Below are 15,910 nucleotides of genomic sequence, written 5' to 3'. Positions count from 1 at the left end.
CAGCGCCTGGCGAGTACCGCCCGAGTCGAGGAGCCGGGTGAAGATGGAAAACCTCTTCCACAGGACTCCGCTTTCGTAGCGTTTCGACTGGACTCGCGGCACCCCGCTGCGCAAGACTTTTCCTGTGAGCGATTTCACAGACCATTCGACATCCGACACCATGCCCGGCGCCGGCGGTTCCGTCGCGCGTGGGGAGAACCTCACGGCAGCCGAGGCGGCCCGCCGGCTGGGCGTGTCGTCCTTGCACGTCATCGACCTGCTGGAGGCGGGTGAGCTCGACTTCCACATGGTCGGCTCGGACATCTGCTTCGACGCGGCCGACGTCGACACCTACAAGGCCGACCGCGCGTCCCGCGACCAGGAGAGCCTCGTCGGCGCCTGACCTGCCGGCGGTGACGCCGAGGGGCGTCACCGCGGTCCGCACCACGTCACCCTCGCGAGGTCACCGGTGCTGGCGGCGGATCCTCCCGTAGCGGGACCACTTGCCGATCGCGCGGAAGAACGCGAAGGCGCTGAACGCGCCGCCGAGGATCACCGGTACCCAGGGGAACGGGTCGCCCGCGTCGAACCCGCGGAAGTTGTCCTCGTACCCGCCCGCCTGGGCGACCGCCCAGCCGCCCCAGGTGAGGCCGACCAGGACGAGCCCCACCCCGATGAAGAGCGTCCACATCACCGCCACGCGCCGCGCTCCGTCGGGGCTGTCCGGGTCGACGCGCTTCGCCGGGCCGTTCCCGTTCGCGGTGGTGCCGTTCCCGCGGCCGCTCATGCCGCGAGGCCCTTGGCCACCACCTGGAAGGTCGGGTCGGCGGCGATGACGACCGGCTCCGGCATGGCGTCCGGCGTCCCGCTCGTGAACTCCCAGGTGTTCTTCTCGTCGACGCGGATCGCCGCGGCCCGCGTCGTCGTGCCGCTCGACTCCAGCAGCCGGACGGTCCCGGCGAACGGGCGCTCGGGCGTGTGGGTGAAGGCGGCCTTGACGTAGTCCGCGGCGAGGTCGGTGAGAGCGCGGTCACCCGGGAGGGGCAGCGCCTGCCAGATGCCGTACGGCTTCGGCTCGATCAGCGCCGAACCGGCGGGGCTCCTCAGCAGGACGGCGGCGTTCGCCGACTCGCCCGCCCCGCCGGAGGCCTCGATCCACTCGGTGGCCTGGTTCATGACCGCAGTCAGGGCGAGAACCTTGCCCTGGGGGGTGAGCTGCCGCTGGCCCTCGTTCGGCACGGCGAGCCTGCGCACCACCAGCGAGCTGATGCCTGCGGAGAGCAGCGGCGAGTCCTTCGCGATCTCGGGCAGGTGCAGTGCCCTGCGAGTGCCCTCGGCGCCGGGGTCGTCGGTGCCGAGCGAGAGCAGCGTCAGGATCTCGAATCCCGTGAGCTCGATCGCGCGGTCGTCCTGGCCCGGAGCCGGGTGCGCCGTGGCGTCGTTCATCGTTCTTCCTCCTCGTACGGCCCTGGTGCGCCGTTGGTTCGTGCCGGGTCAGCGTGGCGCGTCGGAGCCGTCACCACGGGGTGATGTCCGAGATGAAGTCGCCCGCGCCCTCGAGCAGGTCCCCGCCAGCATCGTAGATGTCGCCCGCGACGTCCGTGGCACCGTCCCAGACGTCGCCCGCGGTGTCGCCCACCCAGCCGGCGGCATCGCCCGCGGCGTCCCAGGCCCACTCGCCCGCGCTGGAGATCCCGTTCCACGCCGCCTCGGTGATGTTGCCGTCGATGAAGATGTCCGCGACCGCCCACGCGGCTCCCGCTCCGAGGATCGCCCAGCCCACCGGGTTCGACACCAGCGCCGCACCGGCGAGCACCGCGCCGAGCCCGAGCCCGGCGGTGATCGCGCCGTCGCCCACCTTCCACCAGTCGCCCTCGGCGATGCCCTGGCCGATGGTCCAGCCGCCGAGAGCGACGCCCGCCCAGCCGATGGCCTTCCCGGCCCATCCGAAGCCCGCCGGGATGTCGTCGGCGAGTCCCCAGAGCCCGGTGCCGTAGCGGTACGCGGTCTCGGCGATGAACTCGGTGGCTCCGGCGACACTCGCCCACCAGCCGGTCTCGCCGACCAGATCGTTCAGCCAGCCCGCCCAGCCGCCGTCGTCGGTCGTGCCGCTCCCGGTGCCGGACGCGCCGGGGAACGGGTTGGTGCCCGGGAACGGGCCGCCGCCGATGCCGCCGCCGTACTCGTTGCTCGTCTCGTCCTGGGCGTCGGCGTTGCGCAGGGCCGCGTCCGCCGCGGCGCGGAGGGAGTCGGCGGCGTCGCGCAGGGCGGGGGCGTGGCCGGCCTCCCACTCCTCCCGGAACATCTCGCCGCTGGGTCCGAACCACGGGACCTGGTCGACCGAACCGGCGATCACCTGGACGGCGGTGCCGAGCTGGTTCGACTTGTCCTCGAACACGGTCGCCAACGCACGGAGCTGTTCGATGTCCGCGCCGTACATGTTTCCGCTCACGCACTTGCTCCCGGTTCGTACTGATCCACTCCAGCGGGGTCACTATATGCGGGCCGGCCACGGTCGAGGATGGGTAACTCTCCCCACGTGCGCCAGGTCACGGTGTGGGGGCCGCCGTCCGGGCACGGAGACGTTCCAGGCCGCTGCGCGTCGCGATGACGATCAGGTGGTGGTTGTGCTGGAGCGGGTTGGTGGCCGCCGGGCGGTACACGTCGCTCACGAAACCCTTCTCGGGGCGGCGTACCGCGAGCAGCCGCGCCTCGCCGGGGACGTCCACCTCCTGCGCGGGACGGTGTTCGAGCTCGCAGTGCGCACGCATCGGGACCTCCGCGACCAGCAGGACGCGGTCCTTGAAGGGCACGGTGTCGAGCACGTCCGGCCCCATCACGGAGGCCGCGAAGGCGGGCGAGGCGAGCGCCGACGCGCTGCGTGGCGCCGAGCGCGGGATGAGCCCTCGTACCCGGCGGGCGAAGTCCTCGTCGAAGAGACGCAGCACGCGGCGAAGCCTGCCGTGTTCCGGATCGCGTTCGACGGAGTCCGCGGCGATGCTGATGCCGATGTTCGCGACGTCGTCGCTCGTCATGGCCATCACCGCCCGTGCGGTGCCGATCTGGGCGGCCTTGAGCACGTCGGTACGGCGGCCGTCACCGATCACCACGGGAACGCCGTGCTCCCGGGCGAACGGGATACCGCGGGAGCCGTCGTCGCGCAGGTTGACGGCGACCGCCGGGATGCCGCGCTCGAGCAGCGTGGCGAGCACCCGGGTGCCGACGTCGCCCATCCCCACCACGACGACGTGGCCCGACATCGGGGAGCCCGGTCCGGACACGGCCGCCGCGATCCTCGCGCGGACGACGGCGTCCACCAGTGCGGCCGTGAGCAGCGGGATGACCGCGACGCTGATCACCGTGACGATCACCTGCACGGCGCGGGTGACGAGCGCCGCCTCCTCGTCGGGGTCGGCGCCGGCGAGGGTGTCGAGCACCACCCGGTACAGCGCCGTCGTCCAGTGCGTCGGCTCGGTGAGGGCGACGAGCGTCGTCCCCGCGACGATCACGAGGATCAGGACCGCGAGGGCGTACCAGATGTACCGGTTGAGGTTCTGACGCACGAAATACCACACGCGCCCGTTCGGCCGGCGCGTGCGCCTCGCCGGTTCCGGGTCGGGTGAGGCGAGCCCGATGGCGATGCGGGGCTCGAGCCCGGCGTCGTCTCCCGGCAGCATCGCAGCGTCCGTACCGCGGACTCCCGCGAGGGTGAACAGCGCCGTGCCGGGGAGCTGGTCCGGCTTGCCGACCACGAGGTCGATCCCCGGCACCTCCAGGTGCCGGGCCTCGCCCAGGGCGAGAGCGACGAGTGGCGGGGCCGCGATCTTCGACGCGGACAGCACGTCGCAGTTCGGCAGGTGATCCGCGATGCCGGCGCCGAGTTCGTCGTCGAAGAACCGGACCACGAGCCGCACCCCGGGCTTGAGCTCGTTGACCAGGAGCGCGGTCTCGATGTTCCCCGCGTCGTCCTGGTCGAGCAGCGCCACGGCGTCGGCGTCGGCGAGGCGGGCACGCCGGAAGGCGTCGTCGTCGGGCCGGACCGCCTCGACGATCCGCACGTGGTCCAGGGCGGCCATCTGGGCGCCGTGCTTGGAGCCCGCGTACGGCAGGATCACGGTGACATCGCCCTGGTAGCGGGTGCTGAGCGCGAACGAGACGCGGAACGCGAGCGGACCGTCCCCGCACACGATGAACTGCGGCCGTTGCTGCCGCCTGGCGATGACCATGGCGGGACGATATACCGAGGTCAGGACCAAATGCGCGAAAAGCCGGGGCCGCGCGACGGCGACCGCCGTGGCGCCGGTGGCGGTCGCGGCGCCGGGCGCGGCGGAACCCGGCAGGCCGACGAGCCTGCCGGGTTCTCACCGGATGCGGAGCACTCGGTGTCGGGTCGCGACGCCTCGGGCGGGGCCGCGGTGCTGTGACCGCCGTGGGGCGCCGCCGGGTCAGGCCGGCACGTTCGCCACGCCGTCGGGCAGGAAGCGGCTGCCCAGGACCTTCTCGCTGTAGCCCGTGCGGTCCAGGTACGGCGTGATGCCGCCCGTGTGGAAGCCCCAGCCGGCGCCGAGGATCATGCACAGGTCGATCTGCTGCGGGCCCGCCACGACCTGCTCCTCCAGCATGAGACCGATCTCCTGGGCGGTCGCGGTGAGCACCGCGTCGAGCACACCGGGCCCGTCGAGGACCGGCGTGCCGTGGCGGCCCGTGGTGCCCGGCTCCAGCGCCTCCCCGAACGACGCCTGCACGGCGGGGTCCACCGGCTTGGGCAGGCCCTTGGCCGGCGCGTCGAGCACGAGCGGCGTGCTCTCGGCGACGATCTTCTTCAGGCCGGGCGACGTCGGGATGCGGTCCCCGAGGTCCTCGCGCAGCGAGGTGAGGACGTGGTCCGCGACGGCCGGGCCGACGAGGTCGGTGAGCTCGAACGTCGGCATCGGGAAGCCGAGCGGCGCGAGCGCACGGTCCGCGACGTCGACCGGTGTGCCGTTCTCGATCGCCTCGAGCACCTTGCCCATGACGAGGATCAGCAGCCGGTTCACGACGAAGCCGGGCCGGTCGCCCGCCAGGACCGCCGTCTTGCGCAGCTTCTTCGTGATGCCGAATGCCGTGGCGAGCGCCTCGTCGGAGGTCTTCTCGGCGTGGATCACCTCGACCAGCGGCATCTGGGCCACGGGGTTGAAGAAGTGGATGCCCACGACGCGCTCGGGGTGCCGGAGGTCGGCCGACATCTCGGTGACCGACAGCGCCGACGTGTTGGTGGCCAGGACCGCCTCGGGGGAGATGATGCCCTCGAGCTCGGCGAACACCTTCTTCTTCAGGCCCATCACCTCGGTGACCGCCTCGATGACGAAGTCGCAGGAGGCGAAGTCCTGGATGTCGGTCGTGCCGGACACCGACGCGACGATACGCCGCGCGGCACCCTCGGCGAGCTTGCCGCGCTTCACCAGCTTCTCCGCCGTGCCCCGCACGAACTCCAGGCCCTTGTCGACGCGCTCCTGGTCGAGGTCGCGCATGACGACCGGCACTTGCAGGCGCTGGGCGAACAGGAACGCGATCTGCGCCGCCATGAGGCCGGCCCCGACGATGCCCACGCGGGTCACCGGCCGGGCCAGCTTCGGGTCAGGGGCGCCGTGCGGCTTCTTGCCGCCGGAGACGAGGTTGAACGCGTACACGCCGGCGCGCATCTCGTCGGACATGATGAGGTCGGCCAGCGCCTCGTCCTCGGCCGCGAACGCCTCGTCGCGCGAGGCGTTGCGAGCGCCCGTGACGAGGTCCAGCGCGCGGTAGGGCGCGGGGCGGGAGTCGCCGATCGTCGCCTCGAGGTGCTGCCGTACGCCGGTGGTGACGGCGTCCCACACGGGCTGCGGGTCCAGCTCGCGGCGCGTGACCTCGATCTCTCCCTGGACGACCTTCGCGGCCCACCGGATCGACTGCTCCAGGAAGTCGGCGGCGTCGAACTGCGCGTCGACGAGGCCGATCTCCAGGGCCTCGGCGGGCTTGTACGGCTTCTGCGACGCGGGCCGCGTGAAGATGACGTCGATCGCCTTCTCGATGCCGACCAGGCGCGGTACGAGGTAGGCGCCGCCCCAGCCCGGGACCAGCCCGATGGAGACCTCCGGCAGGCCCAGACCCGCTGCGTCGGACGCGACCGTGCGGTAGTCGCAGTTGAGCGCGACCTCCAGGCCGCCGCCCAGGGCCAGGCCGTTGACGAAGGCGAACGTCGGGACGCCGTGCTGCTCGCGCAGGTCACCGAGGATCGAGTAGGCGCGGTGACCGGCGCGGCCGAGTTCGAGGGCGTCCTCGCGGCTGGTGATGGCCTGGGCACCCTTGAGGTCGGCGCCGGCGGCCAGGAAGTACGGCTTGCCGGTGACGGCGACCGCGGCGAGTTCGCCGGCGGCCGCTCGCTCCCGCACGCCCTCCAGGGCGGCGGTGAGCTCGGCCATGCCCTGCGGGCCGAGGGTGTTGGGCTTGGTGTGGTCGAAGCCGTTGTCCAGCGTGACGAGGGCCAGGGTGCCGGCCCCGCCCGGGAGGGTGACGTCGCGGACGAGGGCGTGGGTGACGCGCTCGGCGGGGGCGTTCTCGGTCACTTGTCGTTCTCCTCGCTGGTGTGGCCGGTGTAGTCGGCGTGGTGCGGGTTCTCCCAGATGACGGTGCCGCCCTGGCCCAGGCCCACGCACATGGTGGTGATGCCGTAGCGCACCTCGGGGTGCTGCTCGAACTGGCGGGCGAGCTGTGTCATGAGGCGCACGCCCGACGACGCGAGGGGGTGACCCATCGCGATGGCGCCGCCGTACGGGTTGACGCGCGGGTCGTCGTCGGCGATGCCGTAGTGGTCCAGGAAGGAGAGGACCTGGACGGCGAAGGCCTCGTTGATCTCGAAGAGGCCGATGTCGTCGATGGCCAGACCGGCGTTCGCGAGCGCCTTGTCCGTGGCGGGGACCGGGCCGTAGCCCATGATCTCGGGGGCCACGCCGGCGAACGCGTAGGACACCAGACGCATCCGGACCGGGAGACCGAGCTCGGCGGCCGTGTCGCCGGCGGCGAGCACCGACGCGGTCGCGCCGTCCGTCAGCGGGGACGACGTCGCCGGGGTGACGCGGCCCCCGGGGCGGAACGGCGTCTTCAGGTCGGCGATGCCTTCCATGGTGGTCTCGGGGCGGGGCAGCTCGTCGGCGGTGGCCAGGCCCCAGCCCAGTTCCGTGGAGCGTACGGCGACGGGCACGAGGTCCGGGTCGATGTTCCCGTTGGCGAGGGCCTTGGCGTACTTGGCCTGGGAGTTCACCGCGTAGGCGTCGGCGCGCTCCTTGGTGAGCCCCGGGAACGTGTCGTGCAGGTTCTCCGCGGTGACGCCCATGTTGAGCGCCTGCGGGTCGACGAGCTTCTCGGCGACGAAGCGCGGGTTCACGTCGGCGCTGAAGCCCATCGGGTGGCGGCCCATGTGCTCGACACCGCCGGCGACGGTGATGTCGGCCGCGCCCATGGCGATGGAGCCGGCGGTGGTGGTCACGGCCGTCATCGCGCCCGCGCACATGCGGTCGATCGCGTAGCCGGGGACGGTGTTGGGCAGGCCCGCCAGGACGCCGGCCGTGCGGCCGAGGGTCAGGCCCTGGTCGCCTTCCTGGGTCGTCGCCGCGATGGCGACCTCACCGATGCGCTCGGTGGGCAGCTCGGGGTGGCGGCGCAGCAACTCGCGGATCAGCTTGACGACGAGGTCGTCGGCACGGGTCTCGGCGTACATGCCGTCGGGCTTCGCCTTGCCGAACGGGGTGCGGACGCCGTCGACGAAGACGACGTCGCGTACGGTCCGGCGCGTGGGCGCGGATGTGGCCGTCATGGGCAGCTCCTTGGTCGGACGGCGGCGTCCCTCAGCGACGCCGCTCGGTGCTCGCAATACACGCTACCCCGAGTATCGGTAAAAATCCTAGCTCCGACGAGACCGAGTCCACCGAGCCGTGAGATCGAGTCTCAGCCTCGCTCGGTCTCGTCCCCTATGACCCAACCGGTCCCCGGCCGCCGGATGCGAAGCGCAGCGAAGCCGCCCGCAGGCGAGGTGCGAGCCGAGGACGGCTGAGCCCGGCGGCTCGCGAAAACAGAGCGGCTCGGGAAAACAGAGCTCAGTGGCTGCCGCGGAGCTTGCGGACCACCTTCTTGGCGGTCGGCAGGGCGCTGTTCCACGTGCTGTACCAGCGGGAGAACGGCACGTCGATGCTGCCCACGAGCTCGTCCTCGTGCTTGGCGAAGCCGCGCTTGAAGTTGGAGATGCCGTCGTTGAGCAGGCCGTTGACGTCGTAACGGATCACTCCGCGATCCTTCATGGCGCAGATGGCGTGCCACTTCAGGCCGTAGTTCGCCCGCAGGTTCATGCCGTCGTCGTTCATGCCGCCGTACAGCTCGAACGAGGTCGTGTTCGACGCGGCGAACCACACGAACGACACGGGCCGGTCGTACGGGCCGTCCGCCGACGAGCGCGCGAAGGCCGCGAAGACGGGTGAGGCGCTGCCCAGCTCGGTCTTGACCAGGTGGTAGTAGCTGTCGGAGTGCAGGCCGAAGCCGGCGCGCTCGGCCGTCTGGCGGTAGATCCGGAGGCACGCGTCGATCTCCTTCGACGTGGTGACCTCCCGGAACTCCAGGTCCTCGCGAAGAGACTTGCGGATGTACTGCCGGGTCTTCTTCGACATGGCCGACATGAGCTCGTCCTCGCTCTTGCGCAGGTCGAGGATCAGCGTGGAGGGGTACAGGACCGGGTTGGGCGCGTAGCGCCGGTTCGGCAGGTCCGCCCGGGTGCCGACGGGCCAGTCGGGTTCGAGGGTGATGCCCACGCCACCCACGTTCTCCCGGGCCCAGTCCGTGACGGCGTTGGTGACGAGGTTGCGGGTGTCGGAATCACCCACGCCGAACACCGCCCGCATGGTGTTCGCCCCGTCCAGGTGTGCGACGACGGGTCCGCGGGGGACGTAGGTGAGCGCCTTGAACTGCGCCGGCAGGGGCCGCTCCAGGACCTGTGCCAGTCCGGCCGTGTGCCCGCCCGCCGTGATACGCAGCCGGTGTGCCGTCCACGCCCCGGCCGACTTCACCTCGCCCCAGCCCCACAGCTGCAGCGGATGGCCCCCGAGCCCGTTGACCTCGTGGTCCCACACGGTCCGGTCGGTGACGACCTCGACGGAGACGGAAGCGGCGGCTGACGTGGCAGGCGAGGGTGTCGCGGAGGCTGGCATGGTCAGACTCTATCGAGAGCAACGGACAACGACGAAGAGTGAAACGCAGGGTGTGGGCCGAGGTACGAGGCCGGCGCCTGGAGTGGAACTCGAGGAGGTGTCCAGGGAGGCACGGACAACGACGAAGAGTGAAACGCAGGGTGTGGGCCGAGGTACGAGGCCGGCGCCTGGAGTGGAGCTCGAGGAGGTGTCCACGGAGGCACGGACAACGACGAAGAGGTCAGCGAATTCCCGCGAGGGTCTCGGCGAGGGGAGTCGCGAGCAGGCCGATCTGCCATTCTCGCGCCCGGCGGTCCCGCAGGAACTCCGCGACGCTGTCGGGATCGGTGGGCTCGGGAGGCTTCCAGCACAGCCGTCGCAACGCGTCCGGCTGCAGCAGGTTCTCCACCGGGACGGAGTGGCGTTCGGCGAACGCCGCGACGAGCTCGCGCGCGCCCTTGAGCCGGCGGGCCGCTGCCGGGTCGCGGTCTGCCCACAGTCTCGGGGCCGGCGGCCCGTCGGTGCGGGGCCCGCGGACCGTGGGAAGCTGTCCGTCCGGCAGTGCCCGCGCGTCGTCGATCGCGCGTTGCCAGTAGCCCGCCCGGCGCCGGGTGCCCTTGCCGGCGAACTCCGGCAGCGCCACGAGCTGTCCGGCCGTGCGGGGCATGGCTCGTGCCGCGGCGACGATCGCGCGGTCCGGCAGCACGCGGCCCGGCGAGATGTCGCGAGCGCGTGCGGTCGCGTCGCGTGCCTCCCACAGTGCCCGGACGACGGCGACCTGGCGCGGGTTGCGCAGGACGTGCATTCCTGAGGTGCGGCGCCACGGGTCGACACGCGGGGCAGGGGGCGGCGCGGTCCGCACGGCCTCGAACTCCTGCGCGGCCCAGTCGGCCTTCCCCGCGTCCGCCAGGCGTTCCTCGAGGACGTCTCGCACCTCGACCAGGACCTCGACGTCGAGGGCGGCGTAGCGCAGCCAGTCCTCCGGCAGCGGACGGGTGGACCAGTCCACGGCGGAGTGCTCCTTGGCGAGGCCCAGGCCCAGGGTCTCGGCGACGACGGCGGCCAGGCCGACGCGCTCGAAGCCCAGGAGGCGTGCCGCGAGCTCGGTGTCGAAGACGCGCGCGGGGACGAGGCCGTGCTCGTTCAGGCCGGGCAGGTCCTGGGAGGCGGCGTGCAGCACGTACTCGGCGTCGCCGATCGCGTCGGCGAGGGCGGAGAGGTCGGGCAGCGCCACGGGATCGACGAGGGCGATCCCCGCGCCGGCGCGCTTGAGCTGTACGAGGTAGGTGGCCTGTCCGTAGCGGTAGCCGGACGCTCGCTCGGCGTCGGCGGCGACGGGCCCGGTGCCGCGTGCGAACGCGTCGACGACCTTCTCGAGCTCCTCCGGCCGGGTGGTCACGGGAGGCAGGCCCCCGGCCGGCTCCGTCAGCGGCGTCACCACCACGCCGTCGTCGGCGCGGTGCGCAGGGGGTTCGTTCATGGTCCCACCGTATGCGGGCGTGGGGGGCGATCGGTAAAGCGCCTGTTGAGCGCCGTGACGCCGGCCGGCAGCGGAGGGGCCCCGGCGGCGGTCGACAGGAGTGCCGTCCAGGCCTGCAGGTGGGCGCCGAGACGTGTGTCGGCCGGTGTCCACGAGGCGCGGAGCTCGAGGTCGACGGCGTCGGGCGTGTTGGAGAGTGCGCCGAAGCTCTTGGACATCACGCGTGTCACCGTGCCGCCCTCGGCCACGGCGTCGCTGCCGGGCCGCAGCCCCGCGAGCTGCAGGCACTCGGGGATCCAGGACCAGGCGACCTCGGCCAGCAGCGGATCGGCGGCCATCTCCGGTTCGAGCGTGGCGCGCACCAGGGTGACGATTCGGAACGTGCCCTGCCAGGATTCCTGCCCCGCCGGATCGTGCAGGACGACGAAGCGTCCGGTGGCCACCGGGTCGTCGTCCGCCCCGGCGTCCTCGCCGGTCACCTCGCCGGCGAACGCGGCGCTGTACGGGGCGACCCGCACGGGCGCCGCGATCTCCTCGACGTGCACGCCGGGCCGTGCGCCCTGCGCCCGCAGATCGGCGAGGGCTTCCGCGAACTCGGCCGGCACGTCGTTGCTCACGCACAGCACGGTACGCGCCGCGCACGCCACGCCCGGGCCGCCACGCGGACGCACGCGGCGCTCCGTGCCCAGATCGTGACCCGTCCCCGCGTCCTTGCGAGGTCCCGTCGGGGGCCGGAGCGCTGACCGTGCCGGTCCCGGTCGCCGGACGACGTGGCGGGTGGGGGCTGTTCCCTCCACCCGCCACGTCGTCCTCAGCCGCGCCCGGCCCGCTCTGGCGTCAGGCCTGGGCCGGCACCTGCGCGGCCTTCGGGTCCGGGCCGAAGCGGTTCGGACCGGGGGTCCCGGGCAGGAGCGTGAGGACGAGCACGATGATCCCGCCGACGAACGGGATGAAGCCGAGCAGGAAGAAGAACCCGGACTTGTCGCTGTCGTGCAGGCGGCGGATCGTCACGGCCAGGCTCGGCAGGAGCAGGCCGAGCGTGACGATCAGGAGGATCACGTACCCGACGACCATCATGGGCGGCGTCTCCGCCACCGCGCCCGGGTTCTCCGTCTGGGCCGCGGTCATCTGGCCGAGCGCCGGGAAGATGAAGATCGCCTCGAGGACCAGCACGACGACGACGTACGCCAGCATGTACCACCAGTACTCGGACCGGCGCGCCCGCCCGTTGAAGTCCGCATACTTGGACAGCACGGTGCGGATCGACTCCATGAAGGACATGAGAGACCTTTCTGTGACCAAGGGTGGATACCGTCACCACCCGTTCGCGCCACAGTCTGGCGGCTTCCACAGGTTCTTCACGCCGTTTTCCGGCGTCTCGGGGTAAAACCCCACGTATCGACGCCGAATCGTTATGACTTGTCCGGCGGTCGCATCCCCGGTATGGGTGCCGGCGACGCCTCGCCCTCGCGGACCGGGAACGGCGGGCCCGCCGCGGACCGTGGCCGTACGGGCAAAGCCCCGCACGAACCCGGTCCACGGCGGGCCCGCCGTCCCGTCCGCCGACGCTCAGTAGCCCGTGCTGGTCGGCTCCGGGTAGTACTGCGCGTACTTGCGCCGGTAGTTCTGCGTGATCGCCTCGACGATCAGGCGCCGCTTGAGACCGGTGTCCTGGTCGTACTTCAGCGGGTTGACGACCTTGCCCTCGGACTTCAGGCGCTTGAGACGAGCCTTGAGCTCCGGGTCGAGCACGTACTTCAGCAGCAGCCCGAACGGCACCACCGTGTACAACACCTCGGACGTGGCCCGCAGCGGCTGGATCGGCCGCCCCAGCACCTGGTCCTCCACGAGCACGCGCGCCACGTTCGCCCCGCCGGCCGTCACGTAGAAGTTGTTCCGCCCGATGCGCGGGTTCACCTCGAAGTACACGTGTCTGCCGGTGCGCGGGTCGAGCTTGTAGTCGAAGTTCGCGAAGCCCACGTAGCCGGTCGCGTCGAGAAACCGCGTGGCTGCCTCCATCGCGTCGTCGTACGGCTCCACGAGGATGGCGGCCGGGATGCCGAGCGTGCCGGGCGTGTGCTCCTCCAGCAGCACGCGCCCGGTGGCCAGCAGGGTCACCGTGCCCGACGAGTCGCGGTACGCCGTCAGCGACCGCATCTGCGTCTCGTCGCCCGGGATGAACTCCTGCACCAGGAACGCGCTCGGGTAGCCGGCGTCGACCAGGTGCCCCAGCACCTCGTCCAGTTCCGCGCGGTCGTTCAGGTGGTGGATCTTCGCCTTGCCCGGGAACGACACGTAGTGCCAGTCCGCGCTGTTGGACGGCTTGCCGATGAGGGGGAACTGAAGGTCCAGCTCCAGTTCGGCGACGGCCGCACGACCGCCACCGGCGACGAGCTTCGGGATGTCCGCCACGACGGTGCGCGGCGTCGGGATCCCGAGCCGGTCGCACACCTCGGCGAAGCCCTCCTTGCTGGAGACCTGCTCGAGCACCTCCAGGCTCGGGTACGGCGTCACGAACCCGGCCGCCTCGAGGCGCTCGCGGTGCACGATGACCTCGCGGACGAACCAGTCCGCGTTGGTCAGCAGGATCGGCCGCTTGCCCGCGTGCCGGCGGGCGACCTCCTCCAGCGACGACAGGAACGTCTCCGTGTCGTCCAGGTTCGGCACGACGACGTTCTCCACGATCGCCGAGTCCTGCATCGGCCGGGTCGCGACCGACGACAGGACCACGCCCGTGATCCCGTACTGCTCGTGGAAAGCCCGGATCAGGGCATAGGTGCCGACGTCACCGCCGACTCCCACCGCGACCGTGTTGTCGCCGGTGATCGAGGCGGCCGGCGCCCCCGCGCCGCCCGCCTCGTTCAGATCCTTGGGGAATCCCCTCACGCCTCAGCCTCCGTGCGGTCACCTGACCAGTCGGTGTGGAACGTGCCGTCGCGGTCCGTGCGACGGTACGTGTGCGCACCGAAGAAGTCCCGCTGCGCCTGCACGAGGGCTGCGGGAAGACGCGGCGCGCGCACCGCATCGTAGTAGGCCAGGGACGAGGAGAAGGCCGGGGTGGGGATACCCGCCTGCGCCGCACCGGCCACGATGCGGCGCCACGACGCCAGGCCGGCGCCGACCGCGTCGGCGAAGTACTCGTCGGCGATGAGCAGCGGCAGGTTCTCGTCGCGCTCGTACGCCTCGGTGATCCGGTTCAGGAACCCGGCGCGGATGATGCAGCCGCCCCGCCAGATGCGGGCCATCGCCCCGCGGTCGATGTTCCAGCCGTACTCGGCCGACGCCGCCGCGATCTGGTCGAAGCCCTGCGAGTAGGCGACCACCTTGGACGCGTAGAGCGCCTGGCGGACGTCCTCGACGAAACGGGCGCGGGAGGCGTCGTCCTTTCCGACCTCCCAGCCGGCGGTGTGGGCGGGCAGGTTCGCGGCGGCCTCGCGCTGCGGCACCGAACCGGACAGGGAGCGGGCGAACGTGGCCTCGGCGATGCCGGTGATCGGGACGCCCAGGTCGAGCCCGTTCTGCACGGTCCAGCGGCCGGTGCCCTTCTGCTCGGCCTGGTCGAGCACGACGTCGACGAACGCCTGGCCGGTCGCCGCGTCCTGGTGGCGCAGCACCTCCGCGGTGATCTCCACCAGGAACGATTCGAGGTCGCCCGTGTTCCACTCGGCGAAGATGCCGCCGATCTCGGCGGCCGACGCACCCAGGCCCTGCCGCAGCAGGTCGTACGCCTCCGCGATGAGCTGCATGTCGGCGTACTCGATGCCGTTGTGCACCATCTTGACGAAGTGGCCCGCGCCGTCGGGGCCGACGTGCGCGCAGCAGGGCACGCCGTCGACATGGGCCGAGATCTTCTCCAGGATCGGCCCCAGCGACTCGTACGACTCGGCCGTGCCGCCCGGCATGATCGAGGGGCCGTTCAGCGCGCCCTCCTCGCCGCCGGACACGCCCGTGCCCACGAAGTGCAGCCCCTTCGCGGCCAGGTCCTTCTCCCGCCGGATCGTGTCGGGGAAGTGCGCGTTCCCGGCGTCGACCACGATGTCTCCCTGCTCCAGGAGGGGCACCAGCTCGTCGATCACCGCATCGGTCGGGCCACCGGCCTTGACCATGACGACGACCTTGCGCGGCCGCTCCAGAGACGCGACGAAGTCCTCCAGCGACTCCGACGGCACGAAGTCACCCTCGTCGCCGTGCTCCGCCACCAGGGACTTGGTGCGCGCGGACGAGCGGTTGTGCACCGCCACCGTGAATCCGTTCCGGGCGAAGTTCCGGGCCAGATTGCGGCCCATGACCGCCAGGCCGGTGACGCCGATCTGTGCTCGTGCTGACAATGTGCGCTCCTGTCGTACGGACGGACGAGTCGCGGCCAGCCTAGTTCCGCGGGCGAGACCTGCCAGGCCGTGTCCATCCCCTGACCGGCGCGTCCCGGGTAGCGTCGGCGCCATGACGAGCGAGACGGCACCGGCGGGCAGGCCGGAACGGACCGCGCCGGGGAGCACACCGCACGCCGCGGCACAGCCTTCGCCGTCCCCCGTGGTCGTGGTCGGCGCGGGCGGGTACGTCGGCAGCCGGCTGGCCGCCGGCCTCGCCCGCACCGGCCGCACGGTCCTCGCCGCTTCCCGGACGCCCGTTCCCGTGCCCGTGCACGACGGCGGCCCAGAGCCGGTGCCGGACGAGCTCGGGGGACTGGTGCGGCCCGTGACCTACGCCGATGCCGCGGGCCTGGGCGACGCCGTCCGAGAGGCCTGTGACCGCGACGGCCTCCCGCTCCCGGGCGGGGTCGCCGCCGCCATCGGCGGCTGGCAGCTCGGCGCGCGCCTGCTGGACGAGCCCGACCTCGACGCATGGCGCACCACCCTCGACAGCCACCTGACCGCCCACCTCGCCACCATCCGCGCCCTCGTCCCGGTCCTGCGCGACTCCGCCCACCCGCGCCCCGCCCATGTCGTCCTCAACGGCGCCGCCCGCGCACAGCCCATGGCGGGCTCGGGAGCGATCAACGTCACGGGGGCCGGCCTGGCCATGCTGGTCCGGGTCCTCAACCTCGAGGAGGACCCGCTCGGTGCCACCCCGCCGGACGCCGAGGAGCGCCGTCGTGTCCGCTTCCACGAACTCGTCATCGACCACGCGGTCGCCGGCGACGACCGCAACGTGACCCCGGACCGCACGGTCGCCCCCGCCGCCGTCACCGCGGCCCTGACCACGATCCTCGACGACCCGGCCACCCCCGCCGTCGTCCACGTCTGAGCTTTGCGGTCGGTCC

The 15,910-nt window shown here is 72.0% G+C and carries 14 protein-coding genes; 2 read left to right on the top strand and 12 right to left on the bottom strand.

Translation table 11 applies throughout. The features are described from left to right. The first annotated feature begins 124 nt into the window (after positions 1–124). Positions 125–382 carry an excisionase family DNA-binding protein gene (locus J0911_RS16600; protein WP_207276563.1) on the top strand — a complete coding sequence of 86 codons (258 nt, stop codon included), beginning with the start codon at positions 125–127 and terminating at the stop codon, positions 380–382. 60 nt (positions 383–442) lie between these two features. Here J0911_RS16600 and J0911_RS16595 read toward each other — a convergent pair whose 3' ends face one another. The 12 genes from J0911_RS16595 to gnd form a co-directional block, all read right to left on the bottom strand. Then, positions 443–766: a hypothetical protein gene (locus J0911_RS16595; RefSeq protein ID WP_207276562.1), complete on the bottom strand. Its 324-nt coding sequence runs from the start codon at positions 764–766 to the stop codon at positions 443–445. Continuing rightward, positions 763–1,425 (bottom strand): hypothetical protein, encoded by a 663-nt coding sequence (locus J0911_RS16590; RefSeq protein WP_207276561.1) that lies wholly within the window; start codon positions 1,423–1,425, stop codon positions 763–765. The genes J0911_RS16595 and J0911_RS16590 overlap by 4 nt, the downstream gene beginning before the upstream one ends. A gap of 70 nt (positions 1,426–1,495) precedes the next feature. Continuing rightward, on the bottom strand, positions 1,496–2,431 hold the full coding sequence (locus tag J0911_RS16585; RefSeq protein WP_207276560.1) for a hypothetical protein: 936 nt from the start codon (positions 2,429–2,431) through the stop codon (positions 1,496–1,498). A gap of 97 nt (positions 2,432–2,528) precedes the next feature. Next, complete coding sequence (locus J0911_RS16580; RefSeq protein WP_207276559.1) at positions 2,529–4,205, bottom strand: NAD-binding protein; 1,677 nt, start codon at positions 4,203–4,205, stop codon at positions 2,529–2,531. Between the two features lie 219 nt (positions 4,206–4,424). Beyond that, positions 4,425–6,563, bottom strand: a complete 2,139-nt coding sequence (locus tag J0911_RS16575; RefSeq protein ID WP_207276558.1) for a 3-hydroxyacyl-CoA dehydrogenase NAD-binding domain-containing protein — start codon at positions 6,561–6,563, stop codon at positions 4,425–4,427. Beyond that, positions 6,560–7,810: a thiolase family protein gene (locus tag J0911_RS16570; RefSeq protein ID WP_207276557.1), complete on the bottom strand. Its 1,251-nt coding sequence runs from the start codon at positions 7,808–7,810 to the stop codon at positions 6,560–6,562. The genes J0911_RS16575 and J0911_RS16570 overlap by 4 nt, the downstream gene beginning before the upstream one ends. A 280-nt stretch (positions 7,811–8,090) precedes the next feature. Then, positions 8,091–9,191, bottom strand: coding sequence for a lipid II:glycine glycyltransferase FemX (locus tag J0911_RS16565; RefSeq protein ID WP_207276556.1), 1,101 nt, complete (start codon positions 9,189–9,191; stop codon positions 8,091–8,093). A gap of 220 nt (positions 9,192–9,411) precedes the next feature. Continuing rightward, positions 9,412–10,650 carry an HRDC domain-containing protein gene (locus J0911_RS16560; RefSeq protein WP_207276555.1) on the bottom strand — a complete coding sequence of 413 codons (1,239 nt, stop codon included), beginning with the start codon at positions 10,648–10,650 and terminating at the stop codon, positions 9,412–9,414. Beyond that, a complete protein-coding gene (locus J0911_RS16555; RefSeq protein WP_307865129.1) occupies positions 10,647–11,267 on the bottom strand; it encodes a DUF3000 domain-containing protein in 621 nt (206 codons plus the stop codon). The genes J0911_RS16560 and J0911_RS16555 overlap by 4 nt, the downstream gene beginning before the upstream one ends. A gap of 220 nt (positions 11,268–11,487) precedes the next feature. Further along, positions 11,488–11,931 carry a DUF805 domain-containing protein gene (locus J0911_RS16550; protein ID WP_207276554.1) on the bottom strand — a complete coding sequence of 148 codons (444 nt, stop codon included), beginning with the start codon at positions 11,929–11,931 and terminating at the stop codon, positions 11,488–11,490. Between the two features lie 288 nt (positions 11,932–12,219). Next, on the bottom strand, positions 12,220–13,536 hold the full coding sequence (locus J0911_RS16545) for a carboxylate--amine ligase (RefSeq protein ID WP_307865128.1): 1,317 nt from the start codon (positions 13,534–13,536) through the stop codon (positions 12,220–12,222). After that, complete coding sequence (gnd, locus tag J0911_RS16540) at positions 13,533–14,978, bottom strand: NADP-dependent phosphogluconate dehydrogenase (protein WP_278186828.1); 1,446 nt, start codon at positions 14,976–14,978, stop codon at positions 13,533–13,535. Before gnd ends, J0911_RS16545 begins: the two co-directional genes overlap by 4 nt. Before the next feature lie 112 nt (positions 14,979–15,090). Between gnd and J0911_RS16535 the strand changes: the two genes are divergently transcribed. After that, complete coding sequence (locus J0911_RS16535) at positions 15,091–15,894, top strand: SDR family oxidoreductase (protein ID WP_207276552.1); 804 nt, start codon at positions 15,091–15,093, stop codon at positions 15,892–15,894. Positions 15,895–15,910: the final 16 nt, after the last annotated feature.

It is taken from the genome of Myceligenerans salitolerans, from assembly GCF_017349295.1.
Lineage (GTDB): Bacteria > Actinomycetota > Actinomycetes > Actinomycetales > Cellulomonadaceae > Myceligenerans > Myceligenerans salitolerans.
Note: the sequence above shows the minus strand (reverse complement) of the source record. Positions and strands in the feature narration are given on the sequence as shown.